At 36.9% G+C, this 504-nt stretch carries 1 protein-coding gene; it reads right to left on the bottom strand.

Going from position 1 to position 504, the window contains the following annotated elements; all coding sequences use genetic code 11:
• Nucleotides 1-504: amino acid permease (locus tag A2003_RS10465; protein WP_286687317.1), on the bottom strand; the 504-nt coding region annotated here is incomplete at both ends.

Raw genomic sequence — 504 nt, 5'->3', positions numbered from 1 at the left:
AGGGCGCAGCAAATTTGAGATCTTTAACGGTGTTACCAGATTTAATCCATTGTCTACGGAAGTTAAATTGAGAGACACAGATCGAAATCCACACTACAACCATAGTGAATGCAGCGACACCTAATAAATTTTTGAAAATTGTTTCAGGGGCAAAATGCTCAGACAATAAACCAGGTATTGCACCAAACATCGTCACGATAATTGCAATAATTGGTGTACCTGAACGTGTCAATTTTGCGAAAACTTTAGGTAACTGATTTTTAGTCGATAGTGACCACATCATACGTGAAGCAGCAAATAATCCAGAATTCGCAGCAGATAACAATGCAGTGATAATCACAAAACGAATAATATCTTCAGCATATGTAATACCGATGTAATTGAATACAGTTACAAAAGGACTATTACTTACCGAATTTGCATTTAAACCTGCCATGTCATAAGGCAATAAAGCACAAATCACGATAATCGTACCAACAAAGAAAATCAGGAGTCGCCAAATCG

Source organism: Acinetobacter sp. GWC1_38_13 (assembly GCF_001767535.1).
Classification (GTDB): Bacteria; Pseudomonadota; Gammaproteobacteria; order Pseudomonadales; family Moraxellaceae; genus Acinetobacter; species Acinetobacter junii.
Note: the sequence above shows the minus strand (reverse complement) of the source record. Positions and strands in the feature narration are given on the sequence as shown.